Annotated in this window: 18 protein-coding genes; 12 read left to right on the top strand and 6 right to left on the bottom strand. The window is 70.4% G+C overall.

Annotation, left to right across the window (positions count from 1 at the left end; all coding sequences use genetic code 11):
• The first annotated feature begins 612 nt into the window (after nucleotides 1-612).
• The 6 genes from OG892_RS25795 to OG892_RS25770 all read left to right on the top strand — a co-directional run bounded on the left by OG892_RS25795 (nucleotide 613) and on the right by OG892_RS25770 (nucleotide 10124).
• Nucleotides 613-1356, top strand: coding sequence for an NUDIX domain-containing protein (locus OG892_RS25795; RefSeq protein WP_371630404.1), 744 nt, complete (start codon nucleotides 613-615; stop codon nucleotides 1354-1356).
• Nucleotides 1357-2520: a purine phosphorylase gene (locus tag OG892_RS25790; RefSeq protein WP_371630403.1), complete on the top strand. Its 1164-nt coding sequence runs from the start codon at nucleotides 1357-1359 to the stop codon at nucleotides 2518-2520.
• Nucleotides 2517-4505: a hypothetical protein gene (locus OG892_RS25785; protein ID WP_371630402.1), complete on the top strand. Its 1989-nt coding sequence runs from the start codon at nucleotides 2517-2519 to the stop codon at nucleotides 4503-4505. Before OG892_RS25790 ends, OG892_RS25785 begins: the two co-directional genes overlap by 4 nt.
• A gap of 20 nt (nucleotides 4506-4525) precedes the next feature.
• Complete coding sequence (locus OG892_RS25780) at nucleotides 4526-5065, top strand: hypothetical protein (protein ID WP_371630401.1); 540 nt, start codon at nucleotides 4526-4528, stop codon at nucleotides 5063-5065.
• Nucleotides 5066-5334: 269 nt separating this feature from the next.
• Nucleotides 5335-6663, top strand: coding sequence for a hypothetical protein (locus OG892_RS25775; protein ID WP_371630400.1), 1329 nt, complete (start codon nucleotides 5335-5337; stop codon nucleotides 6661-6663).
• A gap of 221 nt (nucleotides 6664-6884) precedes the next feature.
• Nucleotides 6885-10124 carry a tetratricopeptide repeat protein gene (locus OG892_RS25770; RefSeq protein ID WP_371630399.1) on the top strand — a complete coding sequence of 1080 codons (3240 nt, stop codon included), beginning with the start codon at nucleotides 6885-6887 and terminating at the stop codon, nucleotides 10122-10124.
• A 183-nt stretch (nucleotides 10125-10307) separates the two neighbouring features.
• Here OG892_RS25770 and OG892_RS25765 read toward each other — a convergent pair whose 3' ends face one another.
• Entirely contained in the window at nucleotides 10308-10556 is a 249-nt protein-coding gene (locus tag OG892_RS25765; protein WP_371630398.1) for a hypothetical protein, read from the bottom strand.
• Nucleotide 10557: 1 nt separating this feature from the next.
• A complete protein-coding gene (mca, locus tag OG892_RS25760) occupies nucleotides 10558-11439 on the bottom strand; it encodes a mycothiol conjugate amidase Mca (RefSeq protein ID WP_371630397.1) in 882 nt (293 codons plus the stop codon).
• Between the two features lie 150 nt (nucleotides 11440-11589).
• Between mca and OG892_RS25755 the strand changes: the two genes are divergently transcribed.
• Together OG892_RS25755 and greA are read left to right on the top strand one after the other, a co-directional pair.
• Nucleotides 11590-12006 carry a DUF4307 domain-containing protein gene (locus tag OG892_RS25755; protein ID WP_371630396.1) on the top strand — a complete coding sequence of 139 codons (417 nt, stop codon included), beginning with the start codon at nucleotides 11590-11592 and terminating at the stop codon, nucleotides 12004-12006.
• Nucleotides 12007-12189: 183 nt separating this feature from the next.
• Nucleotides 12190-12687, top strand: a complete 498-nt coding sequence (greA, locus tag OG892_RS25750; RefSeq protein ID WP_024488974.1) for a transcription elongation factor GreA — start codon at nucleotides 12190-12192, stop codon at nucleotides 12685-12687.
• A 129-nt stretch (nucleotides 12688-12816) separates the two neighbouring features.
• On the opposite strand, the gene OG892_RS25745 is transcribed toward greA, so the two are convergent.
• From OG892_RS25745 to ilvA, 3 genes are all read right to left on the bottom strand, one after another.
• Nucleotides 12817-13683 (bottom strand): ABC transporter permease, encoded by an 867-nt coding sequence (locus tag OG892_RS25745; RefSeq protein ID WP_073736776.1) that lies wholly within the window; start codon nucleotides 13681-13683, stop codon nucleotides 12817-12819.
• Nucleotides 13680-14687, bottom strand: a complete 1008-nt coding sequence (locus tag OG892_RS25740; protein WP_073736777.1) for an ATP-binding cassette domain-containing protein — start codon at nucleotides 14685-14687, stop codon at nucleotides 13680-13682. Before OG892_RS25740 ends, OG892_RS25745 begins: the two co-directional genes overlap by 4 nt.
• Nucleotides 14688-14914: 227 nt before the next feature.
• On the bottom strand, nucleotides 14915-16144 hold the full coding sequence (ilvA, locus tag OG892_RS25735) for a threonine ammonia-lyase (RefSeq protein ID WP_328865625.1): 1230 nt from the start codon (nucleotides 16142-16144) through the stop codon (nucleotides 14915-14917).
• Nucleotides 16145-16300: 156 nt separating this feature from the next.
• On the opposite strand from ilvA, the gene OG892_RS25730 reads away from it, so the two are divergent.
• From OG892_RS25730 to OG892_RS25720, 3 genes are all read left to right on the top strand, one after another.
• Nucleotides 16301-16831, top strand: coding sequence for a MarR family winged helix-turn-helix transcriptional regulator (locus OG892_RS25730; RefSeq protein WP_371630395.1), 531 nt, complete (start codon nucleotides 16301-16303; stop codon nucleotides 16829-16831).
• Between the two features lie 96 nt (nucleotides 16832-16927).
• Complete coding sequence (locus tag OG892_RS25725; RefSeq protein ID WP_328865627.1) at nucleotides 16928-17404, top strand: sigma factor-like helix-turn-helix DNA-binding protein; 477 nt, start codon at nucleotides 16928-16930, stop codon at nucleotides 17402-17404.
• Nucleotides 17401-17652: a hypothetical protein gene (locus OG892_RS25720; protein ID WP_371630394.1), complete on the top strand. Its 252-nt coding sequence runs from the start codon at nucleotides 17401-17403 to the stop codon at nucleotides 17650-17652. Before OG892_RS25725 ends, OG892_RS25720 begins: the two co-directional genes overlap by 4 nt.
• Before the next feature lie 84 nt (nucleotides 17653-17736).
• Here the strand turns inward: OG892_RS25720 and OG892_RS25715 are convergent, their stop codons facing one another.
• Complete coding sequence (locus OG892_RS25715; RefSeq protein WP_327338727.1) at nucleotides 17737-18882, bottom strand: cystathionine gamma-synthase; 1146 nt, start codon at nucleotides 18880-18882, stop codon at nucleotides 17737-17739.
• 68 nt (nucleotides 18883-18950) lie between these two features.
• On the opposite strand from OG892_RS25715, the gene OG892_RS25710 reads away from it, so the two are divergent.
• The gene (locus OG892_RS25710; RefSeq protein ID WP_371630393.1) at nucleotides 18951-20054 is read left to right on the top strand and encodes a hypothetical protein; all 1104 of its coding nucleotides are present in this window, start codon (nucleotides 18951-18953) and stop codon (nucleotides 20052-20054) included.
• Nucleotides 20055-20107: the final 53 nt, after the last annotated feature.

Here is a 20107-nt window from a genome sequence, read left to right as displayed (position 1 = left end):
CGGCGGGGCCTGAGAGTACTGGTGTACAGCCCTCTCGTACGGTACGCACCAACGCGACGGCCTCGGCCAGGCCCCACCGACCGGCGTCGGTCATCAACGCCGCAGCCGACGCGTCAAATGCCGCATTGAGGCCTGCTGATGACGCTAAATCAAGCAAAGTCTTCCCCATTCGTCGACCATGCGTCTCCTGAACCGACCGTGCCTGCGCCCGGCACCGATCAGCTTTCCATGCCCCACGCACTCTTGCCGAGAAGCGGCCATAGCCGGATCCAAGCCCGCCCGATGGCTGCACGCCGCGACATCGTCGAGCTGTGGGCTCCGGCGAAGCACAGTTCACGCGCAGCACACGCAGTGGTGCGAACAAACGCAGCCTTCAGCACACTCACGGCCAGGGTCTACGCCGTCCTGAGCGTGGACCGCAAAGTGAACGACCTCAACGTGGGCAGCGGCTAACGCTTCGGGCCCGACGTCGATGGAACGCTCGACGACCACCTCAACGCTTTCGATGCCGCAGGCCCACCACCCGCACCGGGACCGCCGAGTCGAGAGCGACAGTAAGCCCTTGAGTAGTCTTCTTGTGCAAGTGACAGTAACTGAAGTACCTTACAGAACATGCATGATGACGCATGGTCACCGCCTTCTGTCCTGCTGACGGTCGATCTCGTGATCCTGACGCTGCGGGAGAGCCATCTGCACGTCCTCCTGGTGGAGCGGGGCGAAGACCCCTTCCGGGGTATGCCCGCCCTGCCTGGAGGATTCCTGAACCACGACGGCGAGGAGATTCTGGATGCCGCTCACCGCGAACTGAGCGAGGAGACGGCACTGGCATCCAGCTGGGTACACCTTGAACAGCTGGGCGTGTACGGAGACTCGGGCCGCGACCCCCGGGGCCGAGTCGTCTCGGTGGCGCATCTGGCGATCGCACCAGGGCTGCCCGACCCGGTCGCGGGAACGGATGCCACCGATGCCGCATGGGTTCCCGCAGAAGCCGTGCTGTCCGGGGAGACAGAACTCGCCTTCGATCACCGTCGCATCGCAACGGATGGAATCGAACACGCCCGTACCAAGCTTGAGTTCTCGTCGCTGGCCACGGCGTTCTGCGGGGAGGCATTCACCATCGCAGAGCTACAACAGGTGTACGAGGCCGTCTGGGGCACCGATCTCGACACTCGCAACTTCTACCGGAAGGTCCAAGCCGCGAAGGGATTCATCATCCCCGTCGGCACAGACCGCAGGAGCACGGGCGGACGGCCCGCGCGGCTGTACCGGGCCGGTCCGAAAACCGTGCTGTTCCCACCGCTGATCCGGCCGGTGCCGTCCACTACGGAAGAGAACACGAGAGGGGAAGAGGAATAGATGTCGAAAGACCCAGTGGTGATTCTCACCGCCCTCAATCTTGAGTACCAGGCCGTGCGCCAGAAGCTGGTGAGTCCGCAAATGCACCGCCATGAGCGTGGTACACGATTCGAAGTGGGAACCGTTCAGGGCACTGCGCACCGTGTGGCGCTCGGTTTGACAAGCAAGGGGAATCATTCCGCCGCAGTGATCGCCGAACGCGCGATTCAGGAGTTCTCGCCGGTGGCCGTGCTGTTCGTCGGGGTCGCCGGCGCCTTATGGGATGCCACCAGACTGGGTGACGTGGTAGTGGCGTCACACGTGTACGCCTACCACGGTGGGACCAGCGAGGACGACGGGCTCAAAGCCCGCCCACGGGTGTGGGAAGCACCGCACGGCATCAGCCAGCTCGCCGCGCACCTGGCCCGCTTGAACGACTGGGCGGATTCCGCCTCCGGCCACGAGGACGCGCCACAGGTGCGCTTCGGGGCGATCGCCGCCGGCGAGGTCGTCCAGAACTCAAGGATCTCGGCAGAGGCGAAGTGGATCCGCCAGCACTACAACGACGCCCTCGCCATCGAGATGGAGGCAGCCGGTGTGGCACAGGCCGGCCATCTCAACGGGGCACCCGTGGCCATCATCCGGGGGATCAGCGACCGGGCGGACGGCACGAAGAACAGCACGGACGACCGCAGCCGGCAGCCGCAAGCCGCAGCGAACGCGGCGGCGTTCGCCATCCGGCTGGCGGTGGAACTGGCAGCGGAACAGGAGGAGACCGCCATGCCCCAGGAAGACAGGCTCCGTACGGCCGCCCCGCTCAGCCGCCCCGTCAGCAACACTGTCCACAACAGCACCGTCGGCATCATGGCCGGCTCAGTCACGGGCAGCAGCGTTCACATGAACACGGCTCCGCAGGAGTCCGGCCCGGTGAACCTGGTCGCAGCGCTCAAGGGCTTCCGCGAGAATGTGGGGCGACACCACGCTGAAGGCGTCCTCGACTCGGACACGTACCGGGAAGCCCTGGCCGACCTGGACTCCGCCCTCCAGTCAGCCGAGGAAAGCACCCTAGATTCATCGAGGCGGACGGCCATGACGCTCAGGAGACTGCGCGGACTGGTCGCGGATTGCCCTGCACTGTTGGCCGAGCTGGTCCCCTTGATTGCCGCTGCCGGTGACCGGGCATGAGCGACAGCGACGGTGGCACGTACAGCTCGGCCGCATACGACTCCACCATCGGGATCCAGGCGGAGACCGTACACAACTCCAACGTTTACTTCGTCCACCCGGATGCTTCGCCGCAGGAGAAGTACAGGGTGGGCGTGCGGCTCCTGGAAGACGGAATCCCCAGCCGCGCCCGCGAAATGATCACTGATGCGATCGCTCACGGCTACCACAACGCGGAGGTTCGGTTCCACTGGGTGCTCGCCATGCTCAGCGCACGCACCTACCACGACCTCAGTGTCGAAGAGGTCCAGCGGCTGCACCACGCCTCCGGGCTCGTGCGGACGTACGCCGAGGACAAGTGGAAAGAAGCCCTGCGCGTCACTTTCGACCTGCTGGCGGCGCTCGGCACCGCGAGCGGAGGCGCCGGACCTGTACTGAAACAGTTGCAGGACCTGCCATCCCGCCAGCATGATGCGATCCTTCGCCACCTCGACCTCGTGCTCACCGGAGGGCTGAAGGACGACCTGTGGACGGAGACCCTCGAACGGGCCAGGGCGGAGCGCTTCGACAACGCCCGGGTCCAACGGGTCTGGGCATACTTCGAGCCCTCCCCCATCGGGGCGCGAGCTGTGCTGCCCCGCCCGAGTACTGCTACTGCCGCCGCGGCCCGAGCCGCCCTGCCGCTCCGGGTGGTCCTCTTCGTGGCCAGCAGTGTGATGCTCGGGGCCCTGGCATGGAGCGCACATCCGGCCCAGGCGGTCTGCGAGTCACTGGTGGCACTCGGCGCGGGCCGCATCGCGGCCCGATGCGGCGTCCGGTGGTGGGGCCGGGAGTCCCGGCCAGAGCACACGGCCGGGGCCAGCGTTCCAGAGCCACACAGCCCCACACCTGCCGAGGACGGGTTCACCAAGGGCGTCCGCAGTAAGTTCGATCACTACTTCAGCGTCCGCACACCCTACGGGTTCACCTCGGAGGCGTGGCTCGCACACACCGCAGAGGTCCGCAGCGACCTCGCCGCCGAGATCGCGGACCTCTACCGGGAGAGCCGGATCGGTGTGGGTCGCGTCACCTGGCTGATCCGGTACCTCGCAGAGGAGGCCCGGAACCGCCACAACAACGGCACCCTGTTCGATCATCTCCGCCAGGACCAGACGCCGGCCAGGACAATGGCCCTGACCGTGGTAGCCCTCGCCGCTCTCGGCGCCGCGGCTCTGTCAGGGTTCGGGACTGCGGTCTCGGGTGCCGCCCAGCCGCAGCCTCTGTGGGCGTTCCTGGCCTTGCTCGGTGCGGCCTGGTCGGGGCACGCGGCCGCCCAGCTGTGGCTGGAGGTCCGGCGTGAAGAGCACCGAACGGCCCGGGAGGCTCGCGAGTACCAGGAACAGCTGACCGCACGACAGAACGCCCACCAGCGTTGGAAGGCGCTTCTGGACGAGACCCGCCCCAGCGAGCTGGAAATGGAGACCTGGCTCACCTGCGACAAGACCTCGTTCATCGATGAGGCGCTGCGGCACCACCGGCTCACCTGGCGGGATCTGATCACGCACACCATCCTGGTGGCCCCGGCGCCCTCCTACAGACGGGCCCGGGTCCGGGGCGGACCATGGCGGTACTCGCACTACGTCATCCGCCTGTTCCTCTTCACCCGGGACGGCATCCGCGAGATCAGCTCCGAGCTCAAGTTCTCCGACGCAACGCGCAAGAACGAGCAGCGGAGCAATTACCGATTCGACGCACTGTCCTCGGTGCAGGTAACAGAGAACGCCGATGTCGGCTACGACCTGGAGCTCGTCCTCACCAACGGACCGGCCCGGAAGATCCGTGTAAAGGACGCCGATGCCCATCAACTGACACCGGATGAGAGCGCCCGGGAGTTTTCTGAAATCAGTCTCAGCGCGGCCGGCTTCACCCACACCTTTCGGCTCCTGGAGGGGGTCGCGGCAGACGGGAAGGACTGGATCGAACGGCACAACCCCGACAACCTGACGCCCTTCCAGGTCGCCGGCTGATCCTGAAATCGAGCAGAGGAATGGCTGTGACCTCCATGGACGATGTCACCGAGAGCAAAGTCCTGCTGGCCGAGTACGACCGCCTCAAGGAGGAACAGAAGACCCGCATAGGGTTCCGCGACAACCTGCTCTACTTCACGCTCGCCGCAGTCACCGCGGTCGTGGCGGTCACCGTCCACAGCGGACAGTCCCAACTACTGCTCTCCGCCCCCGCCATCTGCCTGATCCTGGGCTGGACCTACCTGGTCAATGACGAGAAGATATCCGCGATCGGCTGCTACGTACGCGAACGGCTGGGACCGCGCCTGGGGGAACTCACGTCCGCCCACGGCGCAGTGTTCGGCTGGGAGGTCTACCACCGCAACGTTGCGGGCCGCACCGTGCGCAAGCGGTTTCAGACCGCGGTGGACCTGTTCACGTACCTGGTGCTGCCTATGGTCTGCTCGACCGCGTTCTGGTGCTCTCCCGTCGTTCAGCCTCTGCTCGTGCTCGCTTCTCTCGGGCAGACACTCGCCCTGGCCGTCCTGGGCTGGCAGTTCCTGCGTCGTACGGAGCGGTAGCACCGGGCCCCTCGCCACGCACCCGCACGACACCTCCGGCCGCGGAGTGCAAGCTGGGCTCCGGCGCGGTCACAGCGTCCGGGCCCCGGCAGTTCGCCTAAGTCAGGGGTCCAGGTCCACCCGCCGACCAGTTCGTCTTCCGGGGATGCGATCCGAATGCGGCCCTCGCTCCCGTACAACCCCCCGGCCACACCGAAGGTCTCCTGAGCGAACAAGCGTTCCCGCAACTGTTGCGGTTTCCGCATCTGTCACTTCACTCAGAGGTTTTCATGGTCCAAACTTCTCCCCGCCGTCGCGCCCTCCTCCAGACCGCCGGTGCTGTCGGCGCCGTTGCACTGATGGCGCTGGGTGCCGCGCCCGCAGGTGCCGCGGACTCGGACGCCGCCGGTCTCGCGCTGGGCAGGATCGGCCCGATCGACGGGGTGAAGCCGGGCAGCGAGCTCGGCCTGCCGGGTTCCTTCACCAACATGGGCACCGCGGCGCTCGACAAGGTCTGGATGGCCTGGTCCGTGACCCTTGGTCTCGGCTTCTCCCAGACGCCCTCCAACTGCTCGACCCAGAACCTCGGTGGCGCCGACGAAACGCCTCAGTCCTTCGTCATGGTCTGCGAGTTCGACCGGACGGTGGACCCCGGTGTCGTCTACGCGCCCGAGGGCCTGAAGCTGAAGGTGCAGGACAGCGCCCTGAACGACGAGCTGGCCGTGAGAGTCAGCGACAGCCGCATCGAGACCGGTACGGGCGATGAGGGCCCGCCGGATCAGGGCACCGGGCCCGCGGTGAAGCTGGTGGAACGACCCGACGAGACCCCGGCCGCCCCGGGCTCCACCGAGCCCGCCTGGCGCAAGACGAACGTGACCGCCAAGAGCACGGCCGACTTCCAGGTGACGGGCGCCCAGCTGAAGGGCAAGGTCGGCGACACGGTCCCGTTGACCGTGAAGTTCACCAACGCGGGGCCCGGCTGGGTGGCCGGGGAGCCCTACACCTCCGTGACCCACATCCGCGTCAAGATGCCCGCCGGCACGACGGTCACCCAGGCGTCCTGCCAGAGCCAGGGGCAGGGGACGTACGACTGCGGCACCTACAACTCGCGGGTCTACGCGGACAGCGAGACCACCTACAAATTCAAGCTGAAGATCGACAAGGCGGTGGCCGGGGCCAAGGGATCGGTAGCGCTCGAAAAGAAGTCCCGGCCCTTCGACCCGGTCAAGTCGAACGACACGGCGGACATCCTGCTCAATGTCGACGGCGCCGACGCGACGGGCGGCAGCTCGACGTCCGGCTCCGGCGGTTCGGGGGCGGCCGCCTCCGGCGGTTCCGGTTCGACGTCCGGCTCGGGCGATTCGGGCGGCACGGGTGGTTCCGGCGGTTCGGGGACGACCGCGTCCGGTGGTTCCGGTTCGACGTCCGGATCCGGTTCGGCGTCCGGTTCCGGGACCGCAGCCACGGGCGGCGACTCCGCCTCGGGCTCCTCGGGCGGTGGCCTCGCGGCGACCGGCTCCGGTTCCGCCCTGCCCCTCGCGGCCGCGGCCACCGGTGCCGTCATCCTCGGGGCGGGCGGAGTCCTGGTGGCACGCCGTCGCGCCGCCCGGCAGCGGTAACGGCGTCCGGTCCGACGGGGCGGGCGCGAGCCCGTCCCGTCGCACGCCTCGCCCTGCCGCCCGGACCTCGTTCGGGCGGCAGGGCGCGCCTCCCGGCGAGGCAGAAACAGCACCGCAGTCTCGCGGACGCCCTGTCGCGCACCGGCCCCAGGCAGGAGACTGGTCCTCCAGGCGGCCGGATGCGGGCCCGGCCGAGAGGACAGGAACCGAGGGGGACACACATGCGGGACAGCCATCGCGCGGAAGCCGAACGGCTGTTGGTGCGGGCCGTGGAGGAGGAGGTGCGGCGCACCGGCGGACGGGCGGACTCCGGCGTGCTGATGACGCGCGCGCGGGGCGCGCTGGACTCCATGGCATCGGGCGCGGCAGAGGAGTACGCCTCGTACGTCCAGGCCCTCGACGCCGCGGCGGCCGGAAAGCAGAAGTTCGACAAGGCCTCGCTCGGAACACCGCTGCTGGTCACGGGAGTTGCCGCGACGGCCGCCTTCGGGGCGGATCTGGTGCTCGGTACGGCGTCGGGGCTGGCGCTCGGCGCGGGGGCCGTCGTCGCGGTCGCGGGCGCCACCGCGACCGTCGCCAAGGTCACCGCCTCGCACTGGCCGGCCGCCTCCCGCCGGGCCGGAGCCCTCGGACAGCCGGGCGGCACCGAGCAGTTGCGGCTCCAGTGGCTGACAGCACTGGAGGTACGCGGCATCCGGCCGTTCCTCGACCAGCAGCGGATGCTGACCGCCTCGTCCCGCACCCCGGCGAAGAAGGCCGCCGCCGCGAAGGCCCGCACCACCCCGGCCCTGCGCGGCGGCGACCGCAGCGCGGCGGCCCGCATGCGGGCGATCCTCGACCAGTCGTTCAGCCATCTCCCGTCCAACCAGGGCCAGTTCGCCGGGCGACGGGCCGAACTCGGCCGGATCGGCCAGTGGGTGCACGCGGCCCGTGCGTCCACCGAGACGAAGCCCACCGTGGTCGTCCTGCACGGCCCGCCGGGCGCCGGACGCACCACGCTGGCCGTGCGGGCGGCCCACGACCTCAAGGACCAGTTCCGGGGCGCGTGCGTGGTGGACCTGCGCGGCGGCGCGGACGGCGAGCCGCCGCTGCCGACCCGGGACGCGCTGCTCCACCTGCTGAACCGGCTGGGCGCGCCGCGCGAGCAGCTGCTGTTCCGGGACGGAGGCTCGGCCGGCCGCTCCGCGGGATCCTCCGCCGAGCAGCAGGTGCGCCGGCTCAGCGAGTTGTACCACCAGCATCTGACCGGGACCCCGGTGACGATCGTCCTCGACGACGCCAGTGACGTGGAGCAGGTCCGCACGCTGATCCCGGAGCGTTCCGACAGCCTGGTCCTGGTCACCGCCCGCGAGCCGCTCGAACTGCCCGGGTCCCTCCAGGCGTGGGTGCACCAGCTGGAGGTCGGGGCGCTGGACCCGGCGGGCGCGGAGGAGCTGCTGCGCGAGGCGTCCCAGGAGGAGGACCTGGGGCCGTACGACTACCCGGCCGGCGAGGCGATCGCCGAACTGTGCGGCGGGCTGCCGCTGGCGCTGCGGATCGCGGGCTCCTCGCTGGGGGAACGCACTCCGAGCGCCCTGGCCTCGGATCTCGCCGCGTACGGCCCGGTGACCCCGGTCGAGCGGGCGCTGTGGCTGCGGTACACCGACCAGTCCGAGCAGGCGCGGCGGCTGCTTCGGCGGCTCGCGCTGGCCGGCCGTGCCAGCCTGGGCGCAGCGGCGGCCGCCGCGCTGCTGTCGGCCGACGAGCAGGAGGCCGAGCGGCTGCTGACCGCCCTGTCCCGGGCCGGGCTGCTGGACCACGTACGCGGTTCGCGCTACCGGCTGCACGACCTCGTACGGGGCTTCGCGCTGGCCCGGCTGCTCGACGAGGAGGAACCGGCCGAGCGCACGGCCGCGCAGGAACGGCTGATCGTGAACTACGCGGAGCTGGCCGGTGCGGTGATCCGGATGGTGGACGGCAAGATGTCCACCAGGGCAGGGCAGTTCGGCTCGCACGGCTTCACCTCGCTGGACGCGGCGCTGCGCTGGCTGGACGAGGAGTCGAGCTTCATCACCTCCGCGCTGCGGCACGCGGAGGGCGTCGACCAGGCGGCGGTGCTCGATCTGCTGGGCGCGCTGTGCGACTACTGCCTGCTGCGCGGCGACCTCTACCGCCTCGGCGAGATCAGCGAGTTGACGCAGGCGGTCGACCAGGGGCTGCTGGAGCGCTCCGTCCAGTGGCGGACCGGGATCGCGGCCCGTCAGCTGGGCGAGCTGGACAAGGCGCGCACCACACTGTCCTCCGTCGTCGGCCTGTACCGCGAGGCGCAGAACGACTCGGGGACGGCGCTGGCGCTCTGTTCGCTCGGCATCACCCTGCACCACCAGGGCAATCTGACCGAGGCGGCGGCCCGGCTGCGGGAGGCGCTGGAACTCCAGACCTCGGAGGACCAGGCCGCCGACCGGGCCTGGTCGATGCACGCGCTGGCCGCGGTGGAGCGTGACCGGGCGCACCCGGCCGAGGCGCTGGCGCTCCTGGACACGGCGCTGGTCCTGCACCGCGAGGGCGAGTCGCTGCACGGGGAGGCGTGGACGCAGTTCCAGCTGGGTCAGGTGCGGCTGCGGATGGGCGATGTGGAGCGGGCCGAGCTCGCGCTGCGTACGGCCCTCGATCTGTACGGGCGCACCCGCGACGAGCGCGGCGAGGCCTGGGCGCTGACCCAGCTGGCCCGCGCCCGGCTGCTGGACGGCGATCCGGCCCCCGCGGTGGAGCAGCTGAACGCCGCGCTGTCCCGGCACCGCGACAACGAGGACGCCCGGGGCGAGGCGTGGACGCTCTACTACCTGGGCCAGGCACTGGAGGAGACCGGCGAGACCGATCAGGCGGTACGGCAGCTGGAGCGGTCGCGCACGATGTTCTCCCGGATGCGGGACGTGTACGGGCTGGCGTGTGCCCGGCACCACTCGGGCCGGGTCACCCGCGACCAGCGGGCCGCTCAGACGGGCAACCTGCGCAACTCCGGATTCGCCCGCCAGCTCCTGGTGGACGCGCGCGCCGACTTCCGGCGGATCGGGGTCGCCCACGGGGAGGCGTGGACGTGTCTGGAGCTGGCCCTGATCGACGCGGGCAACCAGCGCGCGCGGCAGGCGCTGGACCTGTGCGGTGAGGCGGCCGGGCTGTTCGACTCGTACGGCGACGCCCGCGGCGCCGACTGGGCCCGCTTCCTGCGCTGCACGCTGCTGCCGTACGCCTCACCGGGCGGCATCGAGGTGGGCACGGTGGTGGCCCAGCAGGAGCTCGACGAGCTGATCGCGGCCGGCCACCCGACCAGGGACGGCAAGGTGGAGGAGTGCGCGGAGGCGTTCCGGGTGGTCCTGAACCGCGGGGTGGACCTGGAGGACGGCTGGCAGGCCTGGCGCCTGGGCCTCACCCCGACCCGTCACGCCCGGGAGATCATGGGCGTCCCGGCCCCGACGCCCTGAGTCCGACCGGGCCAAAACCGGCCCGCCCGGCGATTGAGGGCATCTTTCCCCCCACCGGGCGGCCGCTTTTCCCGGCCCAGCCCGGCAAAATCCAGCCCGCCCGGCGATTGAGGGCACCCGGCCCGCCCGGCACCCGGGGGCGGAGCGGTCACCGGCCTCCGGTACCGCCCCACCCCCGCCCCACTACTTCCGCTTCGCGGAACCGGCAGAACCCGCGGCAGACGCCTTCGGCGTCCCCGGCGCCACCGGCGCCTCCGGAGCCTCCTCGAAGTCGACCTTCCCCATGTGCCGGTTCATGGACTTCATCAACGCCCACACGCCCACCGCGAGCGCGGCGAAGACGATGAAGCCGAGGACCCCGGGGGTCACCTTGTTCTTGTCCAGTTCCTCGGCGAGCGGGACGAGGTGCGGCAGTGCCTGAGTCGCGTACATATCAGGCATTGTCGCGGATGCCCGCGAAGAGGTCGCTCTCGGGGAGGGAGGTATCGACGAGGGACTTCGCCAGCTCGTACTCCTCGGTCGGCCAGACCTCCTGCTGGATGTCCATCGGAACCCGGAACCAGCCGCCGTCCGGATCGATCTGCGTGGCGTGCGCGATCAGCGCCTTGTCACGGATCTCGAAGAAGTCCGCGCACGGAACATGCGTGGTCAGCGTGCGTTCGGCGCGCTCGAACTCCTTCCAGCGCTTCAGCCAGTCCGCGTACGGGGACTCCAGGCCGCGGGCCAGCAGCGCCTCGTGCAGGGCCACCGTGCGCGGCTTGTTGAAGCCCTGGTTGTAGTAGAGCTTCTGCGGCGCCCAGACCGGTCCGAACTCCGCCTCGGGGAACTTCCCGGCGTCGGCCGCGCCCTCGAAGGCGATCATCGAGACCGTGTGGGTCATGATGTGGTCGGGGTGCGGGTAGCCCCCGTTCTCGTCGTACGTGGTGATGACCTGCGGCCGGAACGCGCGGATCTTCGCGACGAGGCGTCCGGCGGCGACGGTCTCGTCCTGCAGCGCGAAGCAGCCCTCGGGCAGCGGCGGCAGCGGGTCGCCCTCGGGCAGTCCGGAGTCGACGAAGCCGAGCCACTCCTGCTTGACGCCCAGGATCTCGCGGGCCTCGTCCATCTCCTTCCTGCGCACCTCGTGGATGTTCTCCTCGATGTACGCGTCGCCCTGGAGTTTCGGATTGAGGATGGAGCCGCGCTCACCGCCCGTGCAGGTCACTACCAGCACGTCCACCCCCTCGGACACGTACTTGGCCATGGTGGCCGCGCCCTTGCTCGACTCGTCGTCGGGGTGGGCGTGCACGGCCATCAGTCGAAGCTGCTCAGTCAAGACTCGTTCCTCAGTGATCGGTCGCCATCAGGTCGCCGTCCCGCAGGGACGTCGGTGTGGGGTGGCGGTCGGGTGGCGGGTGGAGGCTTCTATAGTGACCGAACCGGGGGGCGGAAAATTCCTTCGATCCCCGGCACGGGAGGAACGATCATGACTGCGGTGCGCGAGGCGCCCCCCGAGAACCGCTACGGCCGCTCCGCGGACCAGCGTGCGGACCGCAAACTCAAGATCATCGGCTCGGTGCTGGGCGTCGCCCTGCTCGGCGTGGTCGGCTGGATCGGCTACGACTACGTCTCGGGCCAGGGGATCAGCGCCGAGGTGATCAAGTTCAAGGTCGTCTCGGACGAACGGGTCGAAGTGCATCTGGAGGTCCGCAAGGACCGGGATGCCAAGGGCTACTGCACGATCCGCTCGCAGAGCGAGGACGGCTCCGACGTGGCCCGCAAGGACTTCCGTTTCGACGAGGACACCGACCGGATCGACCGCGTTCTCTCGCTGCGCACGACGTCCAGGGGGACCAGTGCCGAACTGCTGGGCTGCACGGACGACAACGGGGCGTCGCGTTGACCGCCGCACGCACGTCCTGACCTGCTCTTGGCACCGCTGACCTGCGGTTCGACAGGATCGGTCGGTTACCTTCTCCCCCTTTTCCCGGTGAATTGTTAGGCTCGTGGTTTCGCCCACCCGTGGAAGCGCATGCTTCGGGGTAGGGCGATGCTTTGTATTCCCAGTACCGACGAGGAGCACCCTGTGACCCAGACCAGCGAAAACGTCACCTGGCTCACGCAGGAGGCGTACAACCAGCTCAAGGCCGAGCTGGAGTACCTGTCTGGTCCCGCGCGCACGGAGATCGCCGTAAAGATCGCGGCGGCCCGTGAGGAGGGGGACCTGCGTGAGAACGGCGGGTACCACGCGGCCAAGGAGGAGCAGGGCAAGATGGAGCTCCGGGTGCGCCAGCTGACCCAGCTCCTGGAACACGCGAAGGTCGGCGAGGCGCCGGCCGACGACGGTGTGGTCGAGCCCGGCATGGTCGTGACGATCGCTTTCGACGGCGATGACGACGACACGACGACCTTCCTCCTGGCCTCCCGCGAGTACGCGAGCGCGGACATCGAGACGTACTCCCCGCAGTCCCCGCTCGGGGTGGGCGTGAACGGCAAGAAGATGGGCGAGACCGCGGACTACGAGCTGCCGAACGGCAAGACCGCGACGGTGAAGATCCTTTCGGCGAAGCCGTACTCCGGCTGATCCGCACAGCTCGGCAGAGAGCAGTGAACTAGAGAGCAGAGTGCCCCGGCCGCAAGTGGCCGGGGCACTCTGCTCTCTAGTTCACTGCTCGTCGCTCTCTGTTCTCCGTTCTCTGCTCGTCCTGGGCGGTCAGACGGCGACCGAGCGGTACTTGCGGACCGCCAGGGTCCGGAAGAACAGGATGATCAGCACGGACCAGATGAGCGACGCCCAGATGGGGTGTTCCATCGGCCAGGCGCCCGTCACGGACTTCGGCACGCCCTCGATCGTGTTGCCGAACAGCTGGCGGGCCGCGGCCACCGTGGCACTGAACGGGTTCCACTCCGCGACGTACTGCAGGAACCTCGGCATCCCGTTGACCGGCACGAACGCGTTCGAGATGAAGGTCAGCGGGAACAGCCAGATCAGGCCGCCCGAGGTGGCCGCCTCCGGGGTGCGGACGGAGAGGCCGATCAGTGCGCCGATCCAGGTGAACGCGTAGCCGAGCAGCAGGAGCAGGCCGAAGCCCGCGAGCACCTCACCGATGTTCTCGTGGGTGCGCCAGCCCACCAGCAGAGCGACGGCCGCCAGTACCGCGAGTGTGATGGCCGTCTGCACCAGGTCGGCCAGTGTGCGCCCGGTCAGCACCGCGCCCCGCGCCATGGGCAGCGACCTGAACCGGTCGATGAGCCCCTTGTGCATATCGTCCGCGATGCCCGCACCGGCGCCGGCGGTGGCGAAGGTCACGGTCTGCGCGAAGATGCCGGCCATCAGGAATTCCTTGTAGGCGCCGGCACTGACGCCCGCGCCCGGAATGGCGATCGAGCCGCCGAAGACGTACGTGAACAGCACCACGAACATCACCGGCTGGATGATCCCGAAAAGGATCATTTCCGGAATCCGGGTCATGCGGATGAGGTTGCGCCGGGCGATGACCAGTGAGTCCCGGACGGACTGGCCGATGCCGCCGCTCGACCGGGGTGCGCGAGTGGGGGCCGCGTCGCTGAGGGCACTCACTTCCCTGCCTCCGATCCGGCGGCCGCGGGCTGTCCGTCCGCCCCGTCGCCCTCGTTCTTCTGCTGCTCGGCCGCGTGGCCGGTGAGGGAGATGAACACGTCGTCGAGGGTGGGGCGGCGCAGACCGATGTCGTCGATCTCCACGCCCCGGCTGTCGAGTTCGCGGATGATCTCGGCGAGGAGCTTGGCCCCGCCGTCGACCGGGACGGTCAGCTTGCGCATGTGCGGGACGACGGCGACCTCGCCCTTGCCCAGCGCGCCCAGGACGGAGCGGGCCGGGTCGATCTGGTCCGGCTGGTGCACGACGACCTCGACGCGCTCGCCGCCGGTGCGGGCCTTGAGCTGGTCGGAGGTGCCGCGGGCGATGACGAGACCGTGGTCGATCACGCAGATGTCGTGGGCGAGGCGGTCGGCCTCCTCCAGGTACTGGGTGGTCAGCAGCAGCGTCGTACCGCCCGCCACCAGCTCCTCGATGACCTCCCAGAGCTGCTGCCGGTTGCGCGGGTCGAGGCCGGTGGTCGGCTCGTCCATGAACATGACCGGCGGGGAGACGACGAGCGCCGCCGCCAGGTCGAGACGGCGGCGCATCCCGCCGGAGTACGTCTTGGCGGGGCGGTCCGCCGCGTCGGCCAGGTGGAACCGCTCCAGCAGCTCCCCCGCCCGGACCTTCGCGTCGCGCCGGCTCATCTGGTAGAGCTGGCCGACCATCTGGAGGTTCTCGCGGCCGGTCAGGTATTCGTCGACGGCGGCGAACTGGCCGGAGAGCCCGATCGAGCGCCGTACCTCGTTGGGCCTCTTCAGGACGTCGATGCCCGCGACGAAGGCGCTGCCGCTGTCGGGCCTGAGCAGCGTCGTCAGGACGCGCACGGCGGTCGTCTTACCGGCGCCGTTGGGGCCGAGAAGCCCGAGGACAGTGCCTTCCGGCACGTCGAGATCGACACCGCCGAGTGCGGTGACGTCACCGAAGGTCTTGACCAGACCTTCGGCGTATATCGCGCCTGGCATATGGAGTTCCCCCAGTGGGTTTGGGTGGCTTCCTCACAGATCCTAGATTTGCCCGTCTTTCCCCGCCCGGCGAACAGCGAAGACGAACGTATGTACGCCGACGGACTGGGCGATGGCACAGTAACGCGATACATCGCGATACACAAGGTCCGCTCGCGACGGTCCACAGCCGCCCACGGCCCGCCCACGGCCGCTCACGGCCGCTCACGGACCAATGGGGCGGCTCCTCAGTTCAGTACCAGGTACCCCGCCTCGCGCAGTGCCGCCGCGACCTCCGCGCAGTGCTCCGGGCCCTTCGTCTCCAGGTGGAGCTCCACCTCGGCCTCGGTGAGGCCGAGCCGGGGATCGGTGCGTACGTGGCTCACGTCCAGCACGTTGGCATCGGCCACCGAGAGCACGGCGAGCATCGTCGCCAGCGCGCCGGGCCGGTCCGTCAGCCGCAGCCGCAGGCTCAGATAGCGGCCGGCCGCCGACATGCCGTGGGTCAGGATGCGCTGCATCAGCAGCGGGTCCACGTTGCCGCCGGAGAGCAGCGCCACCACCGGCCCGCGGAACGACTTCGGGTCGCTCAGCAGGGCGGCCACCGGGCTCGCCCCGGCCGGCTCCACGACCATCTTCGCCCGCTCCAGGCAGAGCAGCAGCGCACTGGACAGCTCGTCCTCCGACACCGTGCGGACCTCGTCGACCAGGTCCCTGATCAGCGGAAAGGGGACGTCGCCGGGCCGCCCCACCTTCATGCCGTCCGCCATCGTCTGGAGCGAGCCGATCGACACCGGGTGGCCGGCGGCCAGTGAGGGCGGGTAGGCGGCGGCGCCCGCCGCCTGCACCCCGACGATCCGCACATCGGGCCGGACCGCCTTCACCGCGACCGCGATCCCGGCCGCGAGCCCGCCGCCGCCGATCCCGACGACGATGGTGCGCACCTCCGGGCACTGCTCCAGGATCTCCAGGCCGACCGTGCCCTGACCGGCGATGATGTCCGGGTGGTCGAAGGGGTGGATGAAGACCGCACCGGTCTCCTGCGCGTACTCCTGCGCCGCGGCCAGCGTCTCGTCGACGACATGGCCGTGCAGCCGCACCCGGGCCCCGTACTCGCGCGTCGCGGCGACCTTCGGCAGCGGCGCACCGACCGGCATGAAGACCGTCGAGCGTACGCCGAGCAGCGCAGACGCGAGCGCGACACCCTGCGCATGGTTCCCGGCGCTCGCGGCCACCACGCCCGCTGCCCGTTCCACCGGGGAGAGTCCGGCGATCCGTACGTACGCACCCCGCAGTTTGAACGAGCCGGTCCGCTGGAGGTTCTCGCACTTGAAATGGACGGGAGCGCCCACCAGCTCGGTCAGATGGCGGCTGCCCTCCATGGCGGTGACCCTGGACACGCCGGAGAGCATCTTCTGCGCCCCCTTGACGTCATCGAGGATCAGCGGGGGAAACCGGGTGGGCGGCGAGAAGTTCATATGGCAAGTCTTGCAGCCGGCAGGGGTGGCGGCCGCCGCGAGGGATGCCGTCCTGCGCCGATGTCCGCAGGTTTGTGCAGCGCTGGTACGCGTTGCCCCGGGGCCGCGTACTCTGTCCCCCACCCATCCGACACCGCACGAAGAGAGCCCCCGGCCATGCCCCCTCAGGACATGACGACTGCCGCGTCTCCTTCCGGGGGCGCAGCCCCGGAGAACCCGGGTCCCGACCACCTTCTCGACGCCCTCCAGCACCAGGTGGCGGTCTTCGCCCGCCGTGCGGAGCAGACCCGCCTCGGCGGTGTCGGCCAGGTGCGCAACTCCATGGACCGGGCCGCGTATCTGCTGCTCAACCGGCTGGACCGGGAAGGCCCGATGGGCGTCAAGGCGCTGGCCGCGGGGATGGGGATCGACTCCTCGACCGTGACCCGGCAGGTCGCGCCGCTGGTGGACACCGGCCTGGTCAAGCGGACCTCGCACCCGGAGGACGGCCGGGCCGTCGTGCTCCAGCTCTCCCCGCGCGGCCAGGCCCGCCTCGACGAGGTCCGGGCCTCGCGGCGCGAGCTGATGTCCCAGGTGACGGGCGACTGGGACGCGGGGGAGCGGGACACGTTCTGTGCGCTGCTCACCCGTTTCAACGCGGCGCTGGCCGCCCGGCAGAGCGCGCACCAGCCGCCCGCCGCGGACTAGGGTCTTCCCGGGCAAGCGCTGCCGCGCCGCGGACTGAGGGCCGTACTCGGGTCCCCAGGCCTTGACCGGGGGCCCGCGGCGCGCTCGGATGACAGGGTGCGAGAGCGCCAGGCGGGCCGACAGCGGCGCCGCGCCCAGGAGTTCGAGGCCTTCGTGGCGGGCGCGGCCGGCCGGCTGCTGCACGCCGCCACCCTGCTCACCGCGGAACCCGCCCGGCCGCCGGGTGCCAACGAGCGCGCGCAGCGGCTGCTGACGGCCGCGCTGGCCCGTACGTACGCGGACTGGGACCGGCTGCACGGCGAGGACCCGTACAACCGCACCCGGCAGGATCTGGCCGCCCGGTTCGCGCGGGAGGCCTGGCGCCATCACCAGCCGCGCGGCGGGCTGTTGGCCGGGCTGACCCCGCAGGAACGGCTCGTGCTGGTGCTGCGGCTGCACGAGGGCGTCCCCGAGGAACAGACCGCGGCGCTGCTCGGGCTGCCGGCGGACCGGATCCGCGCGATCTGCAACCGCTCGGTCGCGACGATGCGCGGCACCCGCGGCCCCACCGTCCGGCGGGAGGCCGCGCCATGAGCGGTACCGGCCGCAAGGAGGACGAGGTCCGGCGGATGCTGGACGGGCCGCATCCGCCGGTCCCCGCCGATCTGGCGGAACGGGCGGCGGAGCTCGGCGGCCGGGTGCTGCGCCGGCGGCGGGCCCTGCGCCGGCTGGGGCTGCTGGTGCTGATCGCCGCGGTGGCGGTGTTCGCGGTGTGGGCGGTGACGGTCCAGCCCTGGCAGGCGCCGCCGGCCGAGACGACGCCGCCGCTGGGCGGCTGGTAGCGGCGGTGCGCCGTCGGGGCGGCGCGTGGGTTCTACGCACCGCCCCGGGGGGGCGTACCGCCGCTACCGGCTGGGGAGCCGGACTCAGCCGAGGGCCTGCGTCAGGTCGGCCAGCAGGTCGTCGCCGTTCTCGATGCCGACGGAGAGCCTGACCAGGTCGGCGGGGACCTCCAGCGGCGATCCGGCCGCGGAGGCGTGCGTCATCCGGCCCGGGTGCTCCAGGAGTGACTCGACGCCGCCGAGGGACTCACCGAGCGTGAACAGCTTCGCCCGGTTGCAGACCTCGACCGCCGCCTGCTCGCCGCCCGCGACCCGGAAGGACACCATGCCGCCGAACGCCTTCATCTGCTTGGCGGCGATCTCGTGCCCCTGGTGCTCGGGCAGTCCCGGGTACAGGACGTGGCTGACCTTGGGGTGCCGGGTCAGCAGGTCTGCGACCTTGGTGGCGTTCTCGGTGTGCCGGTCCATCCGGACGGCGAGGGTCTTGATGCCGCGCAGCACCAGCCAGGCGTCGAAGGGCCCGGCCACCGCGCCCATCGCGTTCTGGTGGTACGCCAACTCCTCCGACAGCTCGGGGTCGTTGACGATCAGCGCGCCGCCGACGACGTCCGAGTGGCCGCCCATGTACTTGGTGGTGGAGTGCACCACCACATCGGCGCCCAGGGCGAGCGGCTGCTGGAGGTAGGGGCTGGCGAAGGTGTTGTCGACGACCAGCCGCGCACCCGCGGAGCGGGCGACACCGGCGACGGCCGCGATGTCGGTGATGCCGAGCAGCGGGTTGGAGGGCGTCTCCACCCAGATCGCCTTGGTGCGCGGCTGGATCGCGGCCCGTACCGCCGCCACGTCCGAGGTGTCCGCGACCGAGAACTCCACGCCCCACCGCGAGGCGACCTTCGCGAACAGCCGGAACGTGCCGCCGTAGGCGTCGTTCGGGATGACCACGTGGTCGCCGGGCGTCAGCAGCGTACGGAGCAGGCAGTCCTCCGCGGCCAGACCGGACGCGAAGGCGAGCCCGCGGCGGCCGCCCTCCAGGGCCGCGAGGTTCTCCTCCAGCGCGGTGCGCGTCGGGTTGGCGCTGCGGCTGTACTCGTAGCCGCCGCGCAGCCCGCCCACGCCGTCCTGCTTGTACGTGGAGACCTGGTAAATGGGGGGAACAACAGCGCCGGTGAGGGGATCGGCGGTGTTTCCCGCGTGGATCGCGAGAGTTTCGAAGCTGTGCTGGTCGCTCATGGGGCCCGAGCGTAGTTCGTCCCGAGGGCGCTCACGGAGCACCTGGGCCGTCCGGGGACAATGGGTGTATGGAGATTCTCTGGTTCCTGCTCGCGCTGTGCCTGCTCGCCGCCGTCGCCGGCCCGTACGTGCTGCGGCGCCGCGGCGGAATCCGGCAGGTGGCGCCCGGCTCCCCGGACGCCGCCGACCCGGACACCTACGGCTTCGCGCGCCAGGAGGAGCTGGACATCCGGATGCCGGGACCCGACCAGGACCTCCTGGACGTCCTCGACGTCGTCCAGGGCACCCAGGAGTGGCGGGCCGCATCACAGCTGCTGTCCGGGACGCCGAAGGAGGGCGAGGTGCGGTGGCAGCGGGTACAGGCGTTCGCCGGGGCCGCCTCGCTGGAGCTGGCGCAGCGGCCGGGTGTCGGCGGGGCGTGGCTGCGCAAGTGGCGGGCCGAGTCCCCGAAGGACGCGGGCGGCGCGGCGGTGCACGCCGAGTTCTTGGTCCAGCAGGCCTGGCGTTCGTCCACCGTGGGTACGGACGACTTCCGGATCATCCTGGAGGAGGCCCGTACGGTCGTCGGCGAGGCGGCCCTGCTGGCTCCGGGCGACCCGGTGCCGTACCTGGTGGAGCTGGCGGCGGCGCGTGGGCTCGGCTACTCCCACGAGGAGTTCGACCAGCTCTGGGCGAAGATCATCGACCGGGCGCCCGCGCACATGGGCGCGCACATCGCGGCGCTGCACTTCTGGTGCGAGAAGTGGCACGGCTCCCGCGAGGAGGCCGACCGCTTCGCGACCGCGGCGGCCGCCCGCGCCCCGCAGGGTTCGCTGCTGGCCGCGCTGCCGCTCTTCGCGCTGTACGAGCACCTGCCCGAGGTCAACATGGTGCGGAGCTTCTATCAGAGCCAGTCGGTGACCAAGGCGGTCGAGGGCGCCCTGTTCGCGGTGCACGCGGCCCGCGCGGACGACCCGATGCTGGCCCACGTCCGCCACCTCCTGGTGCTGTTCCTGGTCCGGATGGAGCGCTGGTCGGAGGCGATGAACCAGTTCGTCCACATCGACGGGCACGTGGGCGCGCTGCCGTGGTCGGAGAGCTCGGACCCGGCCGCCGAGTACACCGTGTACCGCGCGCTGGCGGTGGCCGGCTACGAGGCGAACGGCGGCAGCCCGGCGACGCTGCCGAGGTAGAGCGCCCGGCGCCGAGGGTGTGCGACGGTAGGCACCGACACGGCGACCGACTG

Source organism: Streptomyces sp. NBC_00341 (genome assembly GCF_041435055.1).
In the GTDB taxonomy this organism is placed as follows: domain Bacteria; phylum Actinomycetota; class Actinomycetes; order Streptomycetales; family Streptomycetaceae; genus Streptomyces.
This window is presented reverse-complemented; position numbering and strand designations above follow the sequence as displayed.

Excerpts from the sequence above, each read along its gene's own strand:
- OG892_RS25780 (WP_371630401.1), top strand. The coding sequence starts at position 4,526 with ATGGCTGTGACCTCCATGGACGATGTCACCGAGAGCAAAGTCCTGCTG.
- OG892_RS25755 (WP_371630396.1), top strand. The coding sequence starts at position 11,590 with ATGACTGCGGTGCGCGAGGCGCCCCCCGAGAACCGCTACGGCCGCTCC.
- OG892_RS25795 (WP_371630404.1), top strand. The coding sequence starts at position 613 with ATGCATGATGACGCATGGTCACCGCCTTCTGTCCTGCTGACGGTCGAT.
- OG892_RS25720 (WP_371630394.1), top strand. The coding sequence starts at position 17,401 with ATGAGCGGTACCGGCCGCAAGGAGGACGAGGTCCGGCGGATGCTGGAC.
- OG892_RS25775 (WP_371630400.1), top strand. The coding sequence starts at position 5,335 with ATGGTCCAAACTTCTCCCCGCCGTCGCGCCCTCCTCCAGACCGCCGGT.
- OG892_RS25770 (WP_371630399.1), top strand. The coding sequence starts at position 6,885 with ATGCGGGACAGCCATCGCGCGGAAGCCGAACGGCTGTTGGTGCGGGCC.
- OG892_RS25790 (WP_371630403.1), top strand. The coding sequence starts at position 1,357 with ATGTCGAAAGACCCAGTGGTGATTCTCACCGCCCTCAATCTTGAGTAC.
- OG892_RS25715 (WP_327338727.1), bottom strand. The coding sequence starts at position 18,882 with ATGAGCGACCAGCACAGCTTCGAAACTCTCGCGATCCACGCGGGAAAC.
- OG892_RS25710 (WP_371630393.1), top strand. The coding sequence starts at position 18,951 with ATGGAGATTCTCTGGTTCCTGCTCGCGCTGTGCCTGCTCGCCGCCGTC.
- OG892_RS25765 (WP_371630398.1), bottom strand. The coding sequence starts at position 10,556 with ATGTACGCGACTCAGGCACTGCCGCACCTCGTCCCGCTCGCCGAGGAA.
- OG892_RS25740 (WP_073736777.1), bottom strand. The coding sequence starts at position 14,687 with ATGCCAGGCGCGATATACGCCGAAGGTCTGGTCAAGACCTTCGGTGAC.
- OG892_RS25730 (WP_371630395.1), top strand. The coding sequence starts at position 16,301 with ATGCCCCCTCAGGACATGACGACTGCCGCGTCTCCTTCCGGGGGCGCA.
- OG892_RS25785 (WP_371630402.1), top strand. The coding sequence starts at position 2,517 with ATGAGCGACAGCGACGGTGGCACGTACAGCTCGGCCGCATACGACTCC.
- ilvA (WP_328865625.1), bottom strand. The coding sequence starts at position 16,144 with ATGAACTTCTCGCCGCCCACCCGGTTTCCCCCGCTGATCCTCGATGAC.